Annotated in this window: 21 protein-coding genes and 5 pseudogenes; 16 read left to right on the forward strand and 10 right to left on the reverse strand. The window is 38.6% G+C overall.

Annotation, left to right across the window (positions count from 1 at the left end):
* Positions 1-41: 41 nt before the first annotated feature.
* Positions 42-1,226 (reverse strand): alanine racemase, encoded by a 1,185-nt coding sequence (gene alr / locus BLL41_RS19065; protein WP_071579081.1) that lies wholly within the window; start codon positions 1,224-1,226, stop codon positions 42-44.
* A gap of 682 nt (positions 1,227-1,908) precedes the next feature.
* Here alr and BLL41_RS19070 point away from each other — a divergent pair.
* Both BLL41_RS19070 and dutA read left to right on the forward strand, forming a co-directional pair.
* Positions 1,909-2,369 (forward strand): annotated as a pseudogene (locus BLL41_RS19070) (DUF2691 family protein).
* Between the two features lie 28 nt (positions 2,370-2,397).
* Positions 2,398-2,832 (forward strand): dUTP diphosphatase DutA, encoded by a 435-nt coding sequence (gene dutA / locus BLL41_RS19075; protein ID WP_071579082.1) that lies wholly within the window; start codon positions 2,398-2,400, stop codon positions 2,830-2,832.
* 92 nt (positions 2,833-2,924) lie between these two features.
* On the opposite strand, the gene BLL41_RS19080 is transcribed toward dutA, so the two are convergent.
* Complete coding sequence (locus tag BLL41_RS19080; protein ID WP_256252465.1) at positions 2,925-3,323, reverse strand: VanZ family protein; 399 nt, start codon at positions 3,321-3,323, stop codon at positions 2,925-2,927.
* 482 nt (positions 3,324-3,805) lie between these two features.
* Here BLL41_RS19080 and BLL41_RS19085 point away from each other — a divergent pair, with 482 nt between their 5' ends.
* Positions 3,806-4,645: a thymidylate synthase gene (locus BLL41_RS19085; protein ID WP_071579083.1), complete on the forward strand. Its 840-nt coding sequence runs from the start codon at positions 3,806-3,808 to the stop codon at positions 4,643-4,645.
* An 87-nt stretch (positions 4,646-4,732) separates the two neighbouring features.
* Here the strand turns inward: BLL41_RS19085 and BLL41_RS19090 are convergent.
* The 5 genes and pseudogenes from BLL41_RS19090 to BLL41_RS19110 all read right to left on the reverse strand — a co-directional run.
* Positions 4,733-4,867 (reverse strand): annotated as a pseudogene (locus tag BLL41_RS19090) (hypothetical protein); the annotation flags it as partial.
* 4 nt (positions 4,868-4,871) lie between these two features.
* Entirely contained in the window at positions 4,872-5,588 is a 717-nt protein-coding gene (locus BLL41_RS19095) for a YrpD family protein (protein ID WP_040083056.1), read from the reverse strand.
* A 163-nt stretch (positions 5,589-5,751) separates the two neighbouring features.
* Positions 5,752-6,108, reverse strand: a complete 357-nt coding sequence (locus tag BLL41_RS19100; protein WP_071579085.1) for a YoqO family protein — start codon at positions 6,106-6,108, stop codon at positions 5,752-5,754.
* Between the two features lie 252 nt (positions 6,109-6,360).
* Positions 6,361-6,606, reverse strand: coding sequence for a spore coat protein C (locus BLL41_RS19105; protein ID WP_071579086.1), 246 nt, complete (start codon positions 6,604-6,606; stop codon positions 6,361-6,363).
* 175 nt (positions 6,607-6,781) lie between these two features.
* Positions 6,782-6,970, reverse strand: coding sequence for a twin-arginine translocase TatA/TatE family subunit (locus tag BLL41_RS19110; RefSeq protein ID WP_071579087.1), 189 nt, complete (start codon positions 6,968-6,970; stop codon positions 6,782-6,784).
* Between the two features lie 71 nt (positions 6,971-7,041).
* Between BLL41_RS19110 and BLL41_RS22715 the strand changes: the two are divergent.
* Positions 7,042-7,199 (forward strand): annotated as a pseudogene (locus BLL41_RS22715) (hypothetical protein).
* A gap of 25 nt (positions 7,200-7,224) precedes the next feature.
* Positions 7,225-7,623 carry a hypothetical protein gene (locus BLL41_RS19120; RefSeq protein ID WP_071579088.1) on the forward strand — a complete coding sequence of 133 codons (399 nt, stop codon included), beginning with the start codon at positions 7,225-7,227 and terminating at the stop codon, positions 7,621-7,623.
* 67 nt (positions 7,624-7,690) lie between these two features.
* On the opposite strand, the pseudogene BLL41_RS19125 reads toward BLL41_RS19120, so the two are convergent.
* A pseudogene (locus tag BLL41_RS19125) lies at positions 7,691-8,124 on the reverse strand (SRPBCC family protein).
* A 276-nt stretch (positions 8,125-8,400) separates the two neighbouring features.
* Between BLL41_RS19125 and BLL41_RS19130 the strand changes: the two are divergent.
* From BLL41_RS19130 to pghL, 7 genes and pseudogenes are all read left to right on the forward strand, one after another.
* Complete coding sequence (locus tag BLL41_RS19130; protein ID WP_071579089.1) at positions 8,401-8,589, forward strand: hypothetical protein; 189 nt, start codon at positions 8,401-8,403, stop codon at positions 8,587-8,589.
* A gap of 226 nt (positions 8,590-8,815) precedes the next feature.
* Positions 8,816-9,720 (forward strand): annotated as a pseudogene (locus BLL41_RS22455) (Ger(x)C family spore germination protein).
* Positions 9,721-9,756: 36 nt separating this feature from the next.
* Entirely contained in the window at positions 9,757-10,563 is an 807-nt protein-coding gene (locus tag BLL41_RS19140) for a hypothetical protein (protein WP_071579090.1), read from the forward strand.
* 4 nt (positions 10,564-10,567) lie between these two features.
* Positions 10,568-11,185, forward strand: a complete 618-nt coding sequence (locus tag BLL41_RS19145; RefSeq protein WP_071579091.1) for a DUF4166 domain-containing protein — start codon at positions 10,568-10,570, stop codon at positions 11,183-11,185.
* Positions 11,182-12,822, forward strand: a complete 1,641-nt coding sequence (locus tag BLL41_RS19150; RefSeq protein WP_071579092.1) for a YndJ family protein — start codon at positions 11,182-11,184, stop codon at positions 12,820-12,822. The genes BLL41_RS19145 and BLL41_RS19150 overlap by 4 nt, the downstream gene beginning before the upstream one ends.
* Before the next feature lie 77 nt (positions 12,823-12,899).
* On the forward strand, positions 12,900-13,214 hold the full coding sequence (locus tag BLL41_RS19155) for a hypothetical protein (RefSeq protein ID WP_040083045.1): 315 nt from the start codon (positions 12,900-12,902) through the stop codon (positions 13,212-13,214).
* A gap of 225 nt (positions 13,215-13,439) precedes the next feature.
* On the forward strand, positions 13,440-14,198 hold the full coding sequence (gene pghL, locus BLL41_RS19160; RefSeq protein ID WP_071579093.1) for a gamma-polyglutamate hydrolase PghL: 759 nt from the start codon (positions 13,440-13,442) through the stop codon (positions 14,196-14,198).
* 25 nt (positions 14,199-14,223) lie between these two features.
* On the opposite strand, the gene BLL41_RS19165 is transcribed toward pghL, so the two are convergent.
* Positions 14,224-14,673 carry a YndM family protein gene (locus BLL41_RS19165; protein WP_071579094.1) on the reverse strand — a complete coding sequence of 150 codons (450 nt, stop codon included), beginning with the start codon at positions 14,671-14,673 and terminating at the stop codon, positions 14,224-14,226.
* Positions 14,674-14,888: 215 nt separating this feature from the next.
* Here BLL41_RS19165 and fosB point away from each other — a divergent pair, with 215 nt between their 5' ends.
* Positions 14,889-15,323, forward strand: a complete 435-nt coding sequence (gene fosB, locus BLL41_RS19170; protein ID WP_071579095.1) for a metallothiol transferase FosB — start codon at positions 14,889-14,891, stop codon at positions 15,321-15,323.
* A gap of 526 nt (positions 15,324-15,849) precedes the next feature.
* On the opposite strand, the gene lexA is transcribed toward fosB, so the two are convergent.
* Positions 15,850-16,467, reverse strand: a complete 618-nt coding sequence (lexA, locus tag BLL41_RS19180; RefSeq protein WP_003238209.1) for a transcriptional repressor LexA — start codon at positions 16,465-16,467, stop codon at positions 15,850-15,852.
* Between the two features lie 149 nt (positions 16,468-16,616).
* Here lexA and yneA point away from each other — a divergent pair, with 149 nt between their 5' ends.
* From yneA to BLL41_RS19195, 3 genes are all read left to right on the forward strand, one after another.
* The gene (yneA, locus tag BLL41_RS19185) at positions 16,617-16,934 is read left to right on the forward strand and encodes a cell division suppressor protein YneA (protein WP_083428079.1); all 318 of its coding nucleotides are present in this window, start codon (positions 16,617-16,619) and stop codon (positions 16,932-16,934) included.
* 18 nt (positions 16,935-16,952) lie between these two features.
* Complete coding sequence (locus BLL41_RS19190; protein ID WP_071579097.1) at positions 16,953-17,606, forward strand: YneB family resolvase-like protein; 654 nt, start codon at positions 16,953-16,955, stop codon at positions 17,604-17,606.
* A gap of 63 nt (positions 17,607-17,669) precedes the next feature.
* Complete coding sequence (locus BLL41_RS19195) at positions 17,670-17,903, forward strand: DUF896 domain-containing protein (RefSeq protein ID WP_071579098.1); 234 nt, start codon at positions 17,670-17,672, stop codon at positions 17,901-17,903.
* The last annotated feature ends 124 nt before the right edge of the window (positions 17,904-18,027 follow it).

Genomic DNA, 18,027 nt, shown 5'->3' on the forward strand with positions numbered 1-18,027 from the left:
CCCTCTGGCAGAGGGATTTTGATTCAGCATTTTAAGATGTTCTACACGTATAATACTGGAGTTGACACTTTAAAAATTTCGCCATCTCTTATATAAAAACGAGGGATGCGGCGGCTTAATGTAGACACCACTTCATAGTTAATCGTATTGAGCATTTCAGCCACTTCATCAACTGAAATCTCAGCTCCTTTTTGCTTACCGTAAATTACGACTTCTTCTCCTTGTTCACCTTCACCGTTTTCTCCTAAACTGACCATGATCATATCCATTGTTACTCTCCCCGCCACTGGCACTCGTTTTCCGCGGTGAAGAACAAACCCGCGATTGGAAAGGGCACGAGAATAGCCGTCAGCATAGCCGATCGGGATTGTAGCAATTACTTCATTAGGTTCTGCAACGTATGTAGCACCATAGCTAACGGTTCGGGGCTCTGTCCGCATGGTTTTGACATAAGCGATGCGCGCTTTTAAATTTAGCGCAGGTTCAAGCTTAACGAGATGTAGTTGTTTAATATAGGCAGAAGGATATAAACCATATAAGCCGATACCTAAACGGATCATATCAGCGCTAAATTCCGGAAATGCGATAGCTGCAGCCGTGTTACACATATGCACGGTGGGCAGCTCAATTCCTTGTTCTTTTAAAAAGCTGAGAAAATTGATGAATTTTTCGTGCTGCAGCTTTGTGAGTGTTGTGTCTGGTTCATCAGCTGTTGAAAAATGTGTAAAAATCCCTGTCCACCTGAGAAATTCGCTTGCCTTTAGGGCTTTCACTACTGCTAAAAGTTCTTCTTTGGTGCGTACACCTAATCGTCCCATGCCGGTATCCACGTTAATATGAATAGACAGCCGATCAGTACTTACTTCTTTCTCCAATATCTCGTTTGCTTCTTTTATCCAATCAACCTGAAATGCTGATAATGTTATCTTCCAAGCCGCTGACTTCTTCACACAACTAAGGGACGTAAAACCAAGCACAAGGATAGGTGCTGTAATCCCCGCTTTTCGTAAAACGATTCCTTCCTCCACGCTGGCAACCGCGAGCTCACTCGCCCCATGTTCTAATGCCTGACGCGCCACTTCAATAGACCCGTGACCATAACCGTTCGCTTTTACGACAGCCATAATTTTGCTCTTATTTGGAATATGACGGCGGATCGCTCGCAAATTCTTTTTAACGGCATCAAGATTGACTTCGATCCAAACTTCTCTGCAAAGCTTTATCATCAACGCTTCCTTCCTTCTTATGGATTGTAACTACCACCTCTTGTTGCAAGAATAAATGTTAATTGTTGGATGATTCGATCTTATTTTATTCAGCTTCATTTGAAATCATTCAACAGCAAATCCATGTGATACGAAAGAGTGCTTATCAATGTTTGAATAGCAAATACGAATAAACGAGGCTTGTAAGGGGGATGAGAATGGATGCGGAGGCTGAGGATATGAGAAGTATAACTAAACAAAAATGGTACACTCTCATAGAAGGAATGATAACCAGAAATCTAAACAGGGAGGTTTCACCGTTCTCAATTACAAGGGATACCGATTAGAATCTGTGGTTTTCATATGTTGTTTTTTGATGTTTGCAGTATAAAACTGCAAAAAAGCATTTTTCTTTTTGTTGAACATTATAACGGAGCAAATTGGCCATAACCTGAAGATGATTAAAGCGTAAAAAGTACGGTCTGCAGAGAATAGACCAAGAAAAATACTTTATATAAAGATACTGACTGAGCAAAGAGGAATAAAGGGGCGGCTAATTAGAAGAACCTTTTAAATGAAATGACTGAGAAAATTCTGTAAAAATAATCCGTTCAAAAAGCAGTCGATTCTTTGTTCCATAAACCTGACATCAGAGTATATAATTAAATTCGTATTCAGAAAATCGTTTAAGTAAGGGGTATACATGAAAAGAGGAGTTAGTTTTCAAATACCGAATGAATATGGAAATTTTCTATGGAGAATACTTCAGCCAGTAGAAATAGCTCATTATAGTGGCAAACGAGTGGGGAATCTTATTTTGTTGTAGATGGAGGGCTAGATGATGAGGAACTCTTTCATGACTTCGCAATTGTTGATGGGGCAGATTTTGCGCAACAATTAAAAACGAATCAGTACTATACCATTTTCGTAGAACTGTAAGCATTTCCATATGGAAAAACGGTTAATCAAGTCAATACATATGAAGAGTTTGCTGTCAGTGATTGCGAACTTGTCCTTTTGATAGCAGATAATAGCTACGTTTCGATTTACTGCAAAAACAAAAATACCATTGAAAAACTTTACTTTAATGCTTTACAGAATGATTTTGAAGACGTTCAGTTTATAACTGATGAAAATGATACAAGAACGGGCTTTACTGTATGATCGTCAATAAAATTAAAGGAGCTAATACATGACAATGCAAATTAAAATCAAATATCTAGATGAAACACAAACAAGAATCAGCAAAATTGAGCAGGGAGACTGGATCGATCTTCGAGCTGCTGAAGATATAACAATCAAAAAAGATGAATTTAAGCTTGTCCCATTAGGTGTAGCAATGGAGCTGCCTGAAGGTTACGAAGCACATGTCGTACCTCGGTCGAGCACATATAAGAACTTTGGCGTTATTCAAACAAATTCAATGGGTGTTATCGATGAGTCATACAAGGGAGACAATGATTTTTGGTTCTTCCCTGCATATGCATTGCGCGATACTGAAATTAAGAAGGGTGATCGTATCTGTCAGTTTAGAATCATGAAGAAAATGCCGGCGGTTGAATTGGTTGAAGTTGAGCATTTGGGAAACGACGATAGAGGAGGACTCGGTTCAACAGGTACTAAGTAAACAAAATAAATCCTTGGCTGCCTTCATGCTGTGTGATTGATCAATGCAGATTACAGCCAAGGTACATATTATCTAATTTGATCAGCAAATGATTAAATGTTTATTGAGGTCCCATTTTTATTCTTATAGCGATTAGCTAGTCTTTTATAATACATGCTTAACATGTAAAAGAACCAATAGCCTATCAAAGTCCCTAAGGTGCTAAGAATTAAATCATCTACATCAAAACTTCTGTAAACAGATCTTATATACACTGAATACGAAAGCTGTGTTAGTTCAATAAACAAAGAAATGAAAAATCCAGTTAGTAACATTTTCTTAAGGTTATTAAGCTTCTCAAATAACAGGGGAAACAAAAAGCCAACTGGGAGCAATAATATCAGGTTTCCTCCGATAGATCTAATTACATAAAATTGTAGGCCTTCGTGATAAACATCTACAAAGAAATAAAATGGGATGAAGTTATTCCCTGATAGTAAACCAATAAACAAAAGATAATGATATGCTTATGTATGGGTAATCGATCTTTTTTGAAAAGGATTCGTGTAAGGAGTCTATAAACTAGAAAGCAAATATATAGGACCATTAAAAATGGCAAGAGAATAGACGAGTCGAGCATAAGTACACCACAATTTCCTTTTTGATTCATTTTAACATAAATAGGAAAATGAAGAAATTTCAAATTAACATAAAAGAATGTTTGATCAGAGAGCAAATCAAAACTAGGATAACATCAACCTCAAGCCAAGATAAATGGTGTGTTTGGTTCAAAACATGCGGTAACTACAAACAATGTCACAGACTATGTTATAGAGAAATATAAGTGTAAAAGAGGGGACTAACTCCTCTCTACAAACACAGTGATTAGAATAAGAATCTCATTTTAACTGCGCGTGCTTACTATTTGCGATAATATTGTATTCGTAATAAATTATGCCAAGCAACTGAAAATGAAGGAAGGAAATGAATCGCCATGACTCAATTCGATAAACAATACAACTCAATCATAAATGACATTATAAATAATGGAATCTCAGACGAAGAATTTCAAGTAAGAACAAAGTGGGATTCTGATGGAACACCGGCTCATACACTAAGCGTGATCAGTAAACAAATGAGATTCGACAACTCAGAAGTTCCTATTTTAACGACAAAAAAGGTTGCCTGGAAAACAGCCATTAAAGAGTTGCTCTGGATTTGGCAGCTAAAATCTAACGATGTTCCTGAATTAAACAAGATGGGCGTACATATTTGGGATCAGTGGAAACAAGAAGACGGCACTATCGGCCATGCATATGGATTTCAGCTGGGGAAGAAAAACAGAAATTTAAATGGAGAAAAGGTGGATCAGGTTGATTATCTTCTTCAACAGTTGAAGAGCAACCCATCTTCACGCAGGCACATTACAATGCTGTGGAATCCTGATGAATTAGATTCAATGGCCTTAACACCATGTGTATATGAGACACAGTGGTACGTAAAACAAGGGAAACTCCACCTTGAGGTAAGAGCGCGGAGCAATGACATGGCCTTGGGGAATCCGTTCAATGTATTTCAGTATAATGTGTTGCAGCGCATGATTGCTCAAGTGACAGGCTATGAGCTTGGCGAATATATCTTTAACATTGGGGATTGCCATGTGTACACACGTCATATAGACAATTTGAAAATCCAAATGGAAAGGGAACAGTTTGAAGCACCTGAACTATGGATTAATCCTGAAGTGAAAGATTTTTATCATTTTACAATCGATGATTTCAAGTTAATCAACTATAAGCATGGGGACAAGCTTTCATTTGAGGTAGCGGTTTAATGCTTCTAATTTCATTAAGCAATCTGGAAGATGAATAAAAATCGAAGGACAAATACGTATAATACACAAAAAAGATTAACTCTACAGTTAATCTTTTTTATTCAGAAGAAAATATCCTAATTTTGAAACTAAATATAAAGTAAAAGCAATCATTAAAGTTCTTGATATCACAATTCCATGAATAGCGAGATCATATCCAGCAGGTACCAACGTATTGTTGCTTCGTTTATTTATTAACAGAGATTGTAACGTTATTTCCTGAAACAGAAACCTTTGCGAAATCCTGTGTATCTACAACAGGAGTGATGGCTTTATTGTCGATTGTGATGCTGTTAAAAGATGTCGAAAAGGCTGTTTTTATGGCATCACGCTGGCTTTCATAAGAAACAGCTGCGGTAGCAAGTGTTTTCCATTTTGAAATCGTGCCGATGTTGGTTCCTTGAATTTCTGTGATAATCCGTCCGGTATAGCCGTCATTGTTCGTTCCCCAAAGAGTCATGCGCGTATTGCCGTTTAAATTTTTATAGATTGTCATTTGGACTGTGCTTCCAGGGCGGAAGCCTTTATTGTATGTGAACTTGTCTTTTCCTTCGATGTACGTTTCTTCATTTTTGGACCCAACCTTCATGAGGGGCTTCCAGACGTTGTATTGTTTGCTGTACTGAAGCCCGATATCTGCCTCAGTTCCGCTTGTTGCCCTAAATCCTGAATAAATATAAGGAGTAGAGACCGTATCATATTTTACAGTGTCAGGAAGATTGATTTTAGCTGTGAAAACGGCGCCTGTACTATTCAGATAGGCGCGGCCGCCGATTCCCTTAGGCAGCTGTGATGCTGCTTTTGCGACTTGAGCATCTGCCGCGGGCAAGCCTGGTATACCTGATGGAAGTGTTCCGAAAAGAATGGCTGTTCCTACTGCACCTGCAATCAATACTTTTTTCACTCAAATTCCCCCTTTTGATAGTGATTTCGTCATTTATTATACCTTATTTTGGAACTGGATTTATGTATATAAATCGACAAAATATTTCATTTTGAGTGATATAGGGGACGAAACGCTTCTCCAATCTGAAAGCTATATACCTTTAACAAAGGAAATAATAAGATCACAATCGTTTTAACCGATTTGAAATTTTCCTCATAATAAAAGCACAAATGCTTAAAGAAACGATAATCAAAAGAATACGCGCTATCGTTTCCCAGCCTGTAAAAAAGGGGTGCTGTTTCATCAATGTCTGTCCTTGTAACATGATAAAAGCACAGATACCGACTAAGAAAAGAAAACAAATGCTTAGGATTGCTAACGCTTTACGTGAGTATGTTTTCATTTCATCTTTAAAATACAGCAATACGAAAACAAAGCAGCTAACATTGGCGATTGTTCTTATCACCTCAAAGCTTTTCATGGCAACTGATATAAATAGACAAAGTAAAATGAGATAAAATACGATGTTTCTAGACAAACAACCTCTCCTTTTATGTATGATACTCAAAGAGTTTATAAAAGTTTCTTTGTAACTGCAATACTTGGAAATCGAATGGAATGTGCTTATAAGAGAACTAAATAAACTATGTACTAAATTTTCATTATTAATTTTTTAAATTCAGTCACCAAGGTTTTCATAGAAAGAGAAGGGAAGCTTCAAAATGATAGTGCTCAAAAAAGCCCCGGCATTAGCCGGGGATAAGCGAAAACGAGGAGATGTGAATGGAGTTTAGTAATGTTTCTTATGCTTTTTATACTCTACAACATAATCATAGTCTTTTTTGTCGTGATCATAATATTTTTTATCATAATCACAGTCATCATCTTTTTTATGATAATCATCATATTTTTTGTCATATTCACAGTCGTAATCTTTTTTATCATGGTGGTATTTTTTATCATATTCGTAATACTTCTTATAATACGTTTTTTTGACCGTATAATACTCTTCTTTGTATTTTTTGTAATAACCCATATATACTCCTCCTTTATTTTTAATACGCTTTATTATACGGCGAGCTGATTTTGCGGCTTGGACAGTTAAAATCATAGAAGGAAAAAAGGGCTGTCCAAATGGAAGAATAAAGACAGATGATATAGAAATAAATCAAAATAAAGAGCCGATTTTTCATCGGCCCAAACGATTTATCTTATATTTGTTTGTCTTCTTTGTTGTCTGAATCACTTTTTCTTATATCCTGAGTCAGTTCGCTGGTTGCTTGTTTAAATTCTGATAAGGCTTTTCCTGCTGCACGGCCAAGCGCCGGCAGTTTATCAGGTCCAAACACTAAAAAACCTACAAACAAAATAACGAGTATTTTTGTGAAGCTTAATTCCATATCCGTTTCCTCCTGATTGAAGTACAACCTTTTAAACAAATTATAAGAGATGGCAGTTCAAATGGGAATGCATTTATTTTGACAAATTAAAACCAGCACAAAGGCGGATTCTTAAAACGGCTGCTGCTGAATATAATGTCCAATGCCCTGCCTAAAAAGCATGGAGGCTGGCTGGATCAATTGTGTGTTAGCACTGCCGGAAATGATACGAACGTATCTGTGGTTATGATTGAAATAAAGGAGAGGTGTGACTGATGAGATTCATTAAGGTCATTGGATTTTTGTCTGTTTTAGGGCTGGCGGCGGTTTTTCCATTAACGGCACAAGCAGAAAAAGCGGGAACTGCGGGGGCTGGAGAGTGGGATAAGTTGGGGACTTACACATATACCTACTCAAGTCCCACTGTATACTCGAGCGGAGGAGATTTTAGAGTGTGCCTTTCAGGAAGCACTCCTTTTTCTGTCTCACTGCACTTATATGAGGATGATGCTGGTGACAATCCTGATGATTATGTAGGGTCAAACTATTTTTCACCAGGAGAATGCTACACCTTTGGCAGTATTGGAAAATTTGTAGATGGGAGCAATAACAAGGCTGAGTTTTTTGTCACCGATTACTCTGGTAAATCTAAAGCTGTTACGTTTTATGATTGATGTGCTCAAATTGTGAAGTATAATCCTTTGTTAAAAACAAAAAAGAGAGAGGTGCCTCTCTCTTTTTTTATTCTTCAACAGCCTTACGAAGCCGTTCATTTACGATGCCAGTCCAGCCGCCATCCATCTTACCGCGAATGACGGAGCTTTTCTCGTTTGCTTTGCCGATCAATTCATTAGGCTCTTTCCAGCCGCCGTGAATAAGGGTAAACCTCGTTTTTCCCCCAAGTCTTCTAATTGAAAGGTAACGACCCATCCTTCTGTATCCCATTCAAAAGAAAGTTCAGTTGGAGCTTGAACAGCCAAAACTTTACAAGGAGACGGTCCAAACGGTGATTGTAAGTGGAATTCTTGTCCTTCTTTGAGCTGAAAGTCATTGGGCATAAACCACTTGGCAATGCCTTCTGAAGTGGAGACTGTCTCCCAGACTTTCTGAATGGGAGCCTCCAGGGTAATGTTTTTTGTAATATCTGGTAATGTATTTTCGTGATTTTGAGCCATTTCGTTTACCTCTTGACATATGATGTTTTTTCAATTTAATCATATAATAACTAATAAGATCATGTCCATAGCTTGCATTGTTTATGCTGCTGCTGATGATGAACAGTGTATCAGCCGAAAATGTATAGTTGTCATTGCGTTCTTGCTTGTTTTGTGAAGCCGCTGTTATGTTTGAAGCAGGTTCCTGTTCAGCCCATTATTTTGCTCGATTTTGCTGCGCTTATCAGTTTTATTTTAATAGTAAATGTGCCATTTTTCTAAAACAGGAGGTTTTTTATGCTTGGAAAAATCAAAGCAGCCATTGATAACAGTCCAGGGAAGCCGGCCAGAATTGTAGTTAGTGAAAAAGCGTTTCAGCAATTAAAGGAAGAAATGCGCTTTGTTTACGTTTCCAAACCGAAAACGATAATGGGGATTCCTGTGGAAGTTTCAGATCAGGCAGAAAACTTTAAACTGGAATTTTAGTTGATCCGAGACTGTCTAAAAAAGGTCAATTATGTTTATTTATGCTAAAAATGTTCAATTTGATTTCTTGAAAGCATGATGAAATGTTCATCATGCTATGTGCGCAGTACATCTTCAATCATGACAACAACTTGAAAATGCGGGCTAAACACTTCTCGGTCCCGCCTTAACACAACCTCACTTCCGAGCTGCTGTAATGAATCCCCTGTTTCACTTATATTTATATATGCTTTTTGAGCCCCTTCCTATCGACGAACTGCTGGATCAATTTTTTCGTGATAATGAAATCAGGCTGAGCTCTCTTGTTTTATCTGCTAAAGGGGAAGCAATAGAAGCCCTCCAGTTGAAAGAGAACGGAGAAATTCCGGCATTTCGGCTGATTGGATTAGGTGAAAATGAACATAAAGTTTCCAGAATTCTTCCCCCTGTGACACTCGCGAATCTAATTGGAAAACTGCATTCTGGCAGCAGTTTTTTACTGCAAAATGTGGTTGCGGCTAATGGAGCGGTCAAGTATTCCGGAGCAGCTGTAATCAACGGAAAATCGAAAAAAATGATCGGCACTTTAAACGAATATGAATCTGAGGGGATTACATGGATTAGAGGAGAAGGAAAAGTCGGAGTTGTCAAAAGCCATGATAAAAAGAGCCAACAAACGATAGCGTACGATATCAATAAAATAAAAAGCAAAATTAAGCCAATCGTAAAAGGACCATATATTTCTTTTCATGTCGATATTGAATCAGAAGGCGATTTAGTTGAAAACTGGAACACTAAAGAGGTGTTAGACACCCAGTTTATAGATCGCCTCGAAATGACTATTGAAAACGAGGTAAAGAAAATAGTTGGTCATGTACTAAAAAAATACAGCATGATTATAAAGTGGATGTTGCGGGTTTTGATGAATCTTTAAGACTTACATATCCTCACTTATGGAAGAGGGTGAAAATAACTGGAATGACACCTTTAGTAAAGCCGAAAACATCACAATTACTCATTATGGGATGGTTAAAACTCAGTAATGAATCACAAGGAAGAGAAGGAAACCTCTCTTCTCTTTTTTTTGCATTTTTTAGGATTAAGATACTTTTTTGGGGAAATATACACTTTTCAAAACGACCAATATGCTAATATAGGAATTACTTGAAATAGAAGGGAGGAGGGGCTATGAGACAGAAACCGATTTATGTAGAAATCGAAATGAAATCTGATCTGGATACACTCTGGGAATATACACAAAACCCATCACTGCATAAGGAGTGGGATCTCCGGTTTTCAAATATCACGTATTTGGATAGACAGCCATGCGAAAAACAGAAGTTTCTTTATGAAACAAGAATAGGCTTTGGGTTAAAGGTGTCAGGTACAGGAGAAACCGTCGGTGTTTTCGAAAAATGTTCATCTGAAAGATCTTCCTCACTGGCTTTCGGCTCAGATCATCCGTTATCTCTGATTCGGCATGGAAGCGGGTACTGGAGGTATATACAGAGAGAAAATGGGAAAATGACGTTTTTAACACAGTACCAATACAAAACAGCCTACGGACTGCCGGGAAGATGGATCGATCGTTTATTATTTCGGCCGCTGCTTGGCTGGGCGACTGCGTGGAGCTTTGATGCATTAAGGCTTTGGATTGAGCAAAATAAACACCCGAAACATTTCATTCGATCTGCTATCGTCTATGTGTTCATGTGCCTGTTTTTCAGCCTGTTTTGGTTTTATCAAGGCTTTACAGATGTTGAAACAAGCATTTTGGCAGGAACAGCGGAGATAGGCTTAGCTATTTTGTGGCTGATTCCTTTAAAAAGAAAATGGATCATTCATGGTGTCCAGGCTTGTATCTTTGCTGTGTTCGCTTGTCTAAGTTCCGAGATGTTCATATGGGTTCTGTCGAGTGTGTTTTCTGCGGCAAGCGGCGCTCTTAGCCTGCAGCTCCCTAGTGCCATGCGCACAAAACGAAAGAGAAAGAAGTGACATTGTGAGTTCGATTTATGAAAAATCAATTATTAACTATCATTTGCTGCATCCCAAGCTGCGGAAACGGTACCAATTAAACGGGTCTCATACCTTTAGCGGGACGGGAACGATGTCAGAAATAAGCGGAGGCTCTTTTCTGGTTAGAATGCTGTTAAAGCTGGGTGTTTTGTTCAGATGTTTTTTTTCAGAAAGAGGCAAAGACATTCCATTTACGATACAAAATAGATCTTGCCTTATGAACTCGGAACATATTGGGGTAGAATGGAATCGTACATTTTTATTTAAAGGCAAAAAACGTTTCTTTGACGCGATTATGATATACGACGAGAAAGAAAATAGAATACTTGATTTCTTCGGCAAACCTCACCTGCTGCTGTCTGTTTTGACGTTCGAGGCATCTCATGACGGCTCTCTTACGATCACATCGGGAAAGCAATGGTTACTAATATGCGGAAAAAGAATCCCGCTGCCAAAATGGCTGACAGGTACATCCATAGTTTGCGAAATGTTTGATGAAAGAAAAAACTGTTTCACTATTGAAGTGCATGTGCGAAATACAATTCTCGGCACTCTTTTCTTTTATAAAGGAACGTTTCAGGAGGAAGAGAGAGAATCATGAAACGAAATGTCATTGTCAGTGCGCTTTGTTTTATAGGATTTTTTGCAGCAGAAGCACCGGATATTTCAGTGGCAGAGGCACTCGTTTTGTTATCGATTCTTTTTTTTGTGCCGGAAATTTTTCCTTTTGTTTTTCGTCAATCGCAGCTTCGTGCAGCTCAATTCATTGAATACGGACTAATCCAGTGCTATCCGGCAGCCGCATTCTTTGCAGTGCTGGCTCTTGTGACAGAGATTGGTGGTTTCGCGCTAATCTGGTGGATGTACACAGTTTTTATTGCATTGTATGCGGTCCTCCGCCTTTGGGAAACAAAGATACATAGAATCGAAGAGACATCTGTTTTGTTCGGTCTTATTTATTTGGCGGGAGGAGGATTTTGGTTTTTTGCATATGCTTCACATTTGCAGATCATGCAATTTGGCCCTCTCATCATTTTGCTGACTGCTGTCCACTTTCACTATTCTGCTTTTCTGATCCCGATCTTCAATGGTTTACTCGGCAGAACCATTAGAAAGCATCGAATGTTGTACAGTTGGATAACATGGGTGATTTTGCTTTCGCCCCTTCTTATCGCACTGGGCATCACATATTCAAAAACACTTGATGTCATTGCGGTTGGCATTTATATGGCGGCGATTTATCTTCATGCATTTTTGGTGTTCACGGCAGCTTTTCGCACCAAGACGGGGACATTTCTTATTCGGCTTTCTTCCGCTGTTTTAATGATAACGATTGCTTTCTCGATGATTTATTCATTTGGTGTATTTCGGCAAGAAGTTACATTGACCATTAATCAAATGATTTGGATTCACGGTTTTGTCAACGCGTTTGGTGTTATCTTGCCCGCTCTCATAGGATGGAGAATAGAGGATCCGAAGCCTTTTGATGCAGGCCGTATAAAGACCTTCAGCCATATCTTCGGAAAAAGAAAGATTGGGAAAGACTTTTTAGCTAACATTCAAGCTGAGAGTAACGCTCAGTACAGCGGACTTGTGGACGATATGGGCAGCCTTCGTTCAAAGGATTTTTTACCTGAAAAACTGGCGCCGCTCATTCTTTCGTTTTATGAACAAACCATCGAATACAATATCAAAGCAAAAGTAACATGGAACACGTGGTTTCGTCCGCTTGCAATTGTTTACGAATGTCTCAGCAGAAGAACCGGCCAAATACATCTTTCGACGAACCCTGACTGGTATAGAATGTACAGCGACATTAAAGGTGTTCATTCGAAAAAAGACGGAAGAGAAAAAGTACGTGCATGGATTAGAACAAATGAAAAAAACGAAACAATTTTTACCGCGCTATATTCAGTGTACCGTTCAAATGGAGAGGGGTATATGAATATTTCTTTACCGCTTCCATTCAGCAGCATGACAGGTATTTTAAAACCATATCATCATCAGGAGAAGCTGGTTTTAACAAGCAGGCGGAGAAAAAGCAGAGCGGGGGATGAGGGGATTTATCTGCAAACAATAGCGGGAACTTGTCCGCTTCCTTTATCTGAAACCTTTCTGATAGAAGCTGCACATGACAAGAAATTAACCGCTGTTCATCACATGTGGCTCTTTGGAATAAAATTTCTAACTGTTCATTACAGCATTACACATATTACCCGGTCTATTGAAAGAACATAACATAAAGAAGAAGCTTCGTCTGCCAGTTGCTGCATTTCAAAATTCTGCGCCGCATCTAGACAGGAAAGGAAGGATTTATGATGTTTTATATCAGTTTATTTCTGATTCTTTGGCTGGCTGCGGGGTTTGCAGTGGGAATGAAACAAGTGTATGTCGATCAACTGTTTGATAAAGCTGTGATCGAAAGACTGGAAAAAGAAGCGAATGATCATGGACACGCTGACCGGATGATCAAACAGCGTGTCCTTTATATCGCAGCAGTGACATTAAGCGGATTTATTTCTGTTTATCATGAACTTAAAACCATTCCGCAAAGGCGAAACATAAGAAAAATTGAAAAAAACATCATGAAATTAAATCAAGCAAAAAAACGAAGAATGAAGAGGAAATAAAAAATGCACAGGCCAAATGGCAGGTGCGTTTTTGTTTTGTATGGAAATGTGGGGAGGTGGTGCCAGATTCCTTTTCATAAATTCAAAAATGAGAAGAACAGCGCCCGGGCTAATGGTATATAATATTGTGAATTTAACAAAAATTTAACAAGGAGGACGAGAGAATTCGTGCTAAAGCCTCAAAAAGACCTACATCCTGTTGATTTGGACTTAGAGGCGGAGTAGATGAAACCGGCCAAAGTATCCCTGCTCCGCCGTTTGCTCCATTCCCTGAAGCATGTTGATTGTAACATAGCCAAACGTTTTCCATCAACTATTAAAATTGTAAAATTATTGTTAATTTTTATGGTATTTACTCCGATTTCTTCAATTTATGCTGAAGATGTATATCAGAATTTTGAGGAATTAAAAAACAATGAAGACCCTTCTGATTACGGCGTTATTACGAGAGAAACCGAAAGCCCTGTACTTGTTTTAGCCATTCACGGAGGAGGTATTGAAGGCGGGACAAGTGAGGTAGCGAGAGAGCTCAGCAAAGAGTACTCGCTGTATTTATTTGAAGGCTTAAAATCGTCGGGAAACTCAGTACTCCACATTACGAGCACACACTTTGATGAACCTCAGGCCCTGAAAATGACGGAACATCATGAATATGTCATTTCATTGCACGGATACGCAGAAGAAGATCAGCAGATCGAAGTCGGTGGTACAGATCGCGTAAGAGCGGCAGATTTAGTTGAGAAGCTGCAGCATGCTGGTTTTCCTGCTGTATTGCTCAATACAGACCATCCGCATGCGGGCGTTAGTCCGAATAACATTGCAAATAAGTCAAAAACAGGTTTAAGTATCCAGATAGAAATGAGCACAGGCTTTAGAAAGTCTTTGTTCGGCATCTTTTCTTTAAAAAGCAGAGCTATTACTCAAAATCAGAGGTTTTATGAGTTTACAGAAGTGATGTCCCGTTTTCTCAAAAATAGCTACTGAAAAATAGGAGGCGATTAGCAGCCTCCTATTCCCTATGCTTCTCATTCGTTTCGGGAAACAGCTCGTCCGCGGTTTCCGTTTGATACTGCAACGTGTTATCTCTGGCTGACAGTTCATCTCGGAAATTTTCATCAAGCACATTTTTCAGTAAATACCGATGAAAAAAGTATTCAAATACAGTAAGACAGGCAGCGGAAAGAAGAGCAGCTCCAAATGGTGAGAAATCGTTTCTTGTTTGGGTTAAAACAAAGACCCAAAGAATAACGAAAGAAAGGCCAAAGTCAGCAAGTGAAGCTGTAACATTGTTTGTTCTCGGTAAGACGAGCATGTCACCAGATAGATAGGAAACAAAACCCAAGAAAAGTGCAATAAACATCACGCTTAAAAAGGATGCGTGATAGACTCTGTCCAAAATCACATATAAAAGGGCGAGAGTGAAAGCAATCTTTGAAGCAAGCGCAATGATATGTTTCATTTGACCACCTAAATTGTTATTTTTTGAAGAAAATTCTTGGGAGAAACAAGTGATAAACATGGCAATTCGATATCATTCATAATGGTCATGACGATTACAGTGATTATTTTAAACAATCCGTTTTTGTTTACACTGGTATTTTTTTCAGCTGTATGAAACTTTCTTATGAAACAGGTCGTATATGTAGATGATCAGCTTTCAAGGGGGAATGGTTTATGGAGATAAAAGGAATCAATCACTTGCTATTTTCAGTTTCGCATTTGGATACATCGATTGAATTTTATCAAAAAGTGTTTGGCGCAAAGCTTCTGGTAAAGGGAAGAACCACTGCATATTTTGATATGAACGGCATCTGGCTTGCGCTTAATGAAGAACCAGACATCCCCAGAAATGAAATTAAGCTTTCTTATACTCATATTGCTTTTACTATTCAGGATCATGAATTTGAGGAAGTATCAGCGGAATTAAAAAGACTTCATGTCAATATTCTGCCTGGCAGAGAACGTGATGAACTCGATCGAGAATCAATTTATTTTACCGATCCTGACGGCCACAAATTTGAATTTCATACCGGAACCCTTCAAGACAGGCTTCGATATTACAAACAAGAAAAAACACATATGTACTTTTATAATGATACGGCCTTTTGATATCACACACCATATATGGTTAAAAGAAGGGGGATTGGTGATACTAATGTTCCGGGGAAGTTTATATTGATTCGTTCATTAATACCATACATTTGTTTGGGTGAAGGAAGTATTGGTATACATATTTACATGATGTATATAGCTCACGACGATTTAGAGAAGTGAGCGGTTTTAACAGAAAATTGAACTAAATAAACTATGTGCTAAATTTTCAATGTGTTCAATCGCCTCGCCCTTTAATAAATATGAAACCATATCCCTCCACGACCCAGACAATGAAACATTTTTAAGAAGAAAGCGTCTAATATTATAAACATGATTATGTTGATGAAAGTTTCCTGAAGGAAAGAAAATTTCTTGACTTCAACAATCTTTTAGTGGATAATTATGGTGTAAACATGATGTTCTTTTTCCTCCTATTCAGGCTCGCACCCAAAAGTCAGGTCGAGCCTGCTTTTTTTGAACAACAAACCCCCTCTCCGTAAAGGAAGAGGGGGTTATTTCATGCGTCTGATAGATCAATAGATTAATGGACCGTTCTGAACACGCCAATTACTTTCCCTAGAATGCTGACATTCTGCAAAATGATGGGTTCCATCGTTGGATTCTCAGGCTGCAAGCGAATGTGAGTATCCTCTTTATAGAAACGTTTTACCGTAGCTTCATCATCTTCTGTCATCGCAACTACAATTTCCCCATTGTTCGCTGTGTTTTGCTGTTTAACGATGACATAGTCCTTATCGAGAATACCAGCGTCTATCATGCTGTCTCCCATAATCTCCAGCATAAATACATGTTCGTCTGGAGGAACCATGCGGTCAGGAAGCGGAAAATATTCTTCAATATTTTCTACTGCTGTAATAGGAGATCCCGCTGTGACTTTCCCAATGACAGGTACATTAACAACCTGGCTTTGCGGAATGTCTACTTCTTCATCAAGAATTTCTATTGCTCTTGGTTTTGTCGGATCCCGTCTGATCAGCCCTTTTGTTTCCAATCGGGCCAAATGGCCGTGGACAGTAGAACTGGACGCAAGCCCGACAGCCTCGCCGATCTCTCTTACGGAAGGCGGATATCCTTTTGATTTAACCTCTGCTTTAATAAAACGGAGGATATCAAGTTGCCTTTTTGATAGCTTCGTCATTTTTCGCACCTCAAAACGTCGATTTTAAGAAGATTATAGCATGATTTTCCTTACAGTACAAACATAGGTTCGAAAAAACAATTGACAGAAACGTTTGTTCGTATATACTAAAATTATAAAAAATGCGAACAAACATTCCTGTCGGAGGTATGATCATGAGTAAAGAATCTATTATTTTTGTCGGTCTGTTCACAGTGATTTTGAGCGTGGTTATCCTGATGCTGTCATATACAAGCAGCGGCCAGGAGCTTAATCAGTATGTTAAAATTGAAGTCCAGCAAGGGGACACACTCTGGTCAATTGCTGATCAGGTAGCTGATACAAAAAAGATAAATAAAAATGATTTTATTGAATGGGTAGCTGATAAAAATCATCTTCAGACGTCTGATATCCAGCCGGGTGATGAATTAGTGATCCCATTGAAAAAGAGGCATCAGGATGCATATGAATTGGCAACTGTAAGATAGAGAGGACAGATAGAAAAAATGAAAGCACTCATTTATGCCCGCGTAAGCACAAATAAAGAACAACAGGAAACGTCATTAAAGCGGCAGGAGGAGGAACTTGCGGCCATTGCAGCTGAGAACGGCATGGAAGTCGTCAAAGTAATTTCTGAAAAAGCCAGCGGATATGAAATGGATCGGGATGGTGTATTTGAGCTGCTTGATGAGATTAAGAACGCTGGAATTGATGTCATTTTGGTTCAGGATGAGACAAGGCTCGGAAGGGGAAACGCAAAAATCGCACTGCTTCATTGCATTTACAGAGAAGGTGTGAAAGTCTATACAACTGCCCACAGAGGTGAATTGGAGTTATCGGAGGCTGACTCAATGGTGCTGGAAATTGTGAGCATTGTGGAAGAGTATCAACGTAAAATTCACAACATGAAAATCAAACGGGGAATGAAGCGTGCAGTAAAAAACGGTTTTAAACCGGAAAAAAACTTGAAAAACCAACACGAGAACAGCGGAAAAGATAGAATAGAGGTGCCAATCTCTGAGATCGTCCGCCTGAGAGCGAATAAACTGACGTTTGCTGAAATCGCGGCTACCTTAAGAGGGTTTGGTTATGATGTCTCTAAAGCAACCGTTCACCGGCGTTTTCGGGAATACATAGAGAATGAAGAGACAGTAGAGTGAATCAGTTGTAAAACTTTTTTTGATCTAGTACTATATAGACAAAATGCAATAAAGGAGTTTAACATGATTTCAAACGCGAAAATTGCCAGAATTAATGAGCTTGCTGCTAAAGCAAAAGCTGGCGTAATGACAGAAGAAGAAAAAGCCGAACAGCAAAAGCTCCGTCAAGAGTACTTGAAAGGTTTTCGTTCTTCTATGAAGAACACCTTAAAAAGTGTGAAAATCATTGACCCAGAAGGCAATGATGTAACACCAGAAAAGCTAAAAAGAGAACAAAGAAATAACAAACTTCACTAATATAAGAGGAATACGGCAATATCGTATTCCTCTTTTGCATATACTATAATCAAAACTCTTATGTGACAAAATTCAACAAGTTTCTCTCAAATTTAAGCTGAAACAGTTGAGAAAAAGTCGTCAG

The organism is Bacillus sp. FMQ74 (assembly GCF_001875785.1).
In the GTDB taxonomy this organism is placed as follows: domain Bacteria; phylum Bacillota; class Bacilli; order Bacillales; family Bacillaceae; genus Bacillus; species Bacillus stercoris.